At 33.5% G+C, this 3,894-nt stretch carries 2 protein-coding genes and 1 tRNA gene; all 3 read left to right on the plus strand.

From position 1 onward, the window contains the following. Positions 1-194 precede the first annotated feature (194 nt). The 3 genes from GJV77_RS14455 to GJV77_RS14465 all read left to right on the plus strand — a co-directional run bounded on the left by GJV77_RS14455 (position 195) and on the right by GJV77_RS14465 (position 3,850). On the plus strand, positions 195-776 hold the full coding sequence (locus GJV77_RS14455; RefSeq protein WP_240142898.1) for an FUSC family protein: 582 nt from the start codon (positions 195-197) through the stop codon (positions 774-776). A 209-nt stretch (positions 777-985) separates the two neighbouring features. Further along, positions 986-3,586, plus strand: a complete 2,601-nt coding sequence (gene mutS / locus GJV77_RS14460) for a DNA mismatch repair protein MutS (protein ID WP_155037040.1) — start codon at positions 986-988, stop codon at positions 3,584-3,586. Positions 3,587-3,777: 191 nt separating this feature from the next. After that, positions 3,778-3,850 (plus strand) — tRNA-Gly (locus tag GJV77_RS14465). Positions 3,851-3,894 lie beyond the last annotated feature (44 nt).

Genomic DNA, 3,894 nt, shown 5'->3' on the forward strand with positions numbered 1-3,894 from the left:
AATGACTAATGTTGCATTTATAACTTGAATTCACGCTTTAATTATTTTTCCAAGTATTTTATTCCTAATATACCTAAGAAAAAAAATAAAGAAAATAGGCTGTACTATATTTCTATCATAATTTCTCTTTGTAGTATATCGTATTTCTGTTTTACTACAGTTTAAATGTTATTTTCAACATAAAACGGTATAATATGTTGATTACTGGTGTAAATACAAGTATTTTTGTAGGCTTATTTGTTAATTATATGCTTTCGAAACTAGTAATTAGAGTAATAACCTCTCCTGTAATTATCTATATTATACGCTGTACAATTGGTTTAGCGATAGGGTATGGACTGTTAATTAAATATCCAGATTATCAGTTAATATGGACAATTATCTCTATTATGCTGGTTATATCCCCTGAAGGTGCTAATTCAAAGAAGTTATCTGTAGAGCGATTCAAGTCTAATTTAGTAGGTTCTATTGCTGGATTAATATGCCTAGAAATAGAACCTAATTTAACTTTTTGGATTTGTTTTCTTGGAATTCTTATTACTATTCTTACCTGTTATTTATTTAAAATACTAAATATGGCTAGGGTAGCATTAGTTGCTCTTTTGATTATATTGATTCAACCGCATACAACTGATATGGGAATTGAAATCACCCCAATTATTCGTACCTTATCGGTAACAGTTGGCTGTCTTATAGGATTATTAATTACGGTATTGACTTCACCAATTATTCGAGGACTTAAACGGCACTATGGGATTCCTTTAAAACAACTTTAATAGTTAAAAGTTTGTAGCGAATTTATTGTCTATACATAAGAAATGATTATTCTATACCCTCTTCCTTTATTGATTTCTTTAAGTTTTTATTGTTTATATCGTTGGAGTAAAAATTGGCATTGGGTAATCTAATTCAATTCTTAGAGCAAAGAAATTAGTCATTACAATTTCTGTCTTATATTTGTACAAATCACAAAAAGAAAGACAGTATGGCGGCAAAAGCTAAAGCTCCAAAAGAAACACCTTTAATGAAACAATACAATGATATTAAGGCTAAATATCCTGATGCGTGTTTATTGTTCAGAGTTGGTGACTTCTATGAAACATTTGGAGAGGATGCTATTCGAACTGCAAATATATTAGGGATTACTCTAACTAAAAGATCTCCAGGAACTGCTAGTGAAATTGAATTAGCAGGATTTCCTCATCATTCTATCAATGTTTATTTACCTAAGTTAGTTAAAGCTGGATTAAGGGTTGCTATTTGTGATCAATTGGAAGATCCTAAAGCAACTAAGACAATTGTAAAAAGAGGAGTAACTGAGCTTGTTACACCTGGTGTTGCCTTAAACGATGAGGTGCTTAGTTCTAAAGCGAATAACTTTTTATGTGCTATTCACTTTGCTAAAAAGAGCTTAGGAATTTCCTTCTTAGATGTATCAACAGGAGAATTTTTAACATCAGAAGGAGATGTTGAATATATTGATAAACTATTACAAAACTTTGCTCCGAGTGAAGTATTAGTGCAAAAGAATAATAAATTAAAATTTCAAGAGGCTTTCGGTAATACGTATAATTTATTCTTTTTAGATGATTGGATTTTTAAAGAAGATTATGCTCTTGAATCACTGACCAATCACTTTAAAACAAAATCTTTAAAGGGGTATGGTGTAGAAGATTTAGAAGAGGGTATTATCGCTTGTGGAGCTATTCTTTATTATCTATCCGAAACACAACATACTAGAGTAGAACACATCAGTACTATTCAACGCATAGCGGAAGATGCTTATGTATGGATGGATCGATTTACGATACGCAATTTAGAGTTGTACAACAGTACAAATTCTAATGCAACTACATTACTGAATGTTATAGACAAAACAATTTCTCCGATGGGAGGACGTTTGCTTAAGCGTTGGCTCGCTCTTCCGCTTAAAAATAGTAAACGCATTGTAGAGAGACATGATATTGTTGATGAACTAAAAGAGAATGATATACTTTTAAACGGATTTCAAAAGCAAATCAAGCAAATATCAGATCTAGAGCGTTTGACATCTAAAATAGCAATGGGCAAAGTATCTCCTCGTGAACTTATCTACTTGCGGGACTCGTTAGATGCAATAATTCCTATAAAAGAACAAGCCTTAAAAAGTGATAATGTTGCTTTAAAAACTATAGGAGATGCCTTACACGATTGTAGTTTATTAAGAGAGCGTATTGCACATACGATACATGCTGATGCTCCCGTCTCCATAACAAAGGGTAATGCAATCGCAACAGGTATCAATCAGGAACTTGATGAGTTAAGGAATATATCACATTCAGGCAAAGCATTTTTAGATGCTTTGGAATTAAGAGAGAGTCAAAATACGGGAATTCCATCACTTAAAGTAGCTTTTAACAATGTATTTGGGTATTATATAGAAGTGAGAAATACTCATAAGGATAAAGTACCCGAAAATTGGATTAGAAAACAAACGTTGGTCAATGCAGAGCGTTATATAACAGAAGAGCTTAAGGAGTATGAAAGTAAGATTTTAGGTGCAGAAGAGAAGATATATAAGCTTGAGAATGCTTTGTATGAAGAGTTTGTCAATTGGTGTGCGCAATATATTAAACCAGTACAATTGAACGCTGGTCTTATTGCACAGTTAGACTGCTTGGCTTCTTTTGCTCAATTAGCAATAGATAATAACTATGTTAAACCACAGATTGATGAATCATTTGATCTAGATATTAAAGATGGGCGCCATCCAGTTATTGAAAAGCAGCTGCCTCACGATGTTCCTTATATTGCGAATGATGTTTATTTAAATAATGATAATCAGCAAATTATCATGATTACAGGACCTAATATGTCTGGTAAGTCAGCTATTTTAAGACAAACAGCTCTTATTGTGTTATTGGCGCAGATGGGGAGTTTCGTTCCAGCTAGAGAGGTACGTATGGGAGTAGTGGACAAGATATTTACACGTGTTGGTGCTTCGGATAACATTTCGATGGGTGAGTCAACGTTCATGGTAGAAATGAATGAAACTGCCTCTATTTTGAATAATATATCGAATCGAAGTTTAGTATTATTAGATGAGATTGGTAGAGGAACGAGTACATATGATGGTATATCTATCGCTTGGGCAATTGCAGAATATTTACATGAGCATCCAACAAAACCTAAAACTCTGTTTGCGACGCATTATCACGAATTAAATGATATGCAAGAACACTTTGATGGAGTTAAGAATTTTAATGTCTCCGTAAAAGAATTAAAAGAGACTGTGCTATTTATACGTAAATTGGTTCCTGGCGGTAGTGCGCATAGTTTTGGTATTCATGTGGCTAAGATGGCGGGAATGCCGAAGACAGTAATTAATAGAGCAGAAAAAATGCTTAAGCAATTGGAGAAAGGACATAAAAAAGAAGATTCTAAGTTGACACCTGTAGAACAAGATCTTCAGTTGAGCTTTTTTAATCTTGACGACCCTTTACTAGAGGAGTTAAAACAAGAAATACTCCAAACGGATATCAACTCTTTGACTCCTATTGAAGCAATGATGAAGCTTAATGAATTGAAAAGATTAGTGTCAAAATAAACTAGAGGAAGGCAGGCTATATAAGGCCTGCCTTTTATTTTGAAAAAATGTAATCTGTTTAGTTTTTGATAATCAAATGCTTAAAAAATAAATGTATTTTTTTTCTTTAGAATGTTTGGAGATAAAGAAATTCGTTCTATATTTGCACTCGCAATACGGAAGTAAAGCGACGATCTTTAAAGAATCATAATGCGAAAATAGCTCAGTTGGTAGAGCGCAACCTTGCCAAGGTTGAGGTCGCGGGTTCGAACCCCGTTTTTCGCTCTATATCACGCTCGAGTGGTGGAAGTGGTAGACACGCTGGACTT

This window comes from Myroides pelagicus, from assembly GCF_009711055.1.
Lineage (GTDB): Bacteria > Bacteroidota > Bacteroidia > Flavobacteriales > Flavobacteriaceae > Flavobacterium > Flavobacterium pelagicum.

Bases quoted from the DNA above. Each gene is read 5' to 3' on its own strand.
- GJV77_RS14455 (WP_240142898.1), top strand. From the start codon at position 195: ATGTTGATTACTGGTGTAAATACAAGTATTTTTGTAGGCTTATTTGTT.
- mutS (WP_155037040.1), top strand. From the start codon at position 986: ATGGCGGCAAAAGCTAAAGCTCCAAAAGAAACACCTTTAATGAAACAA.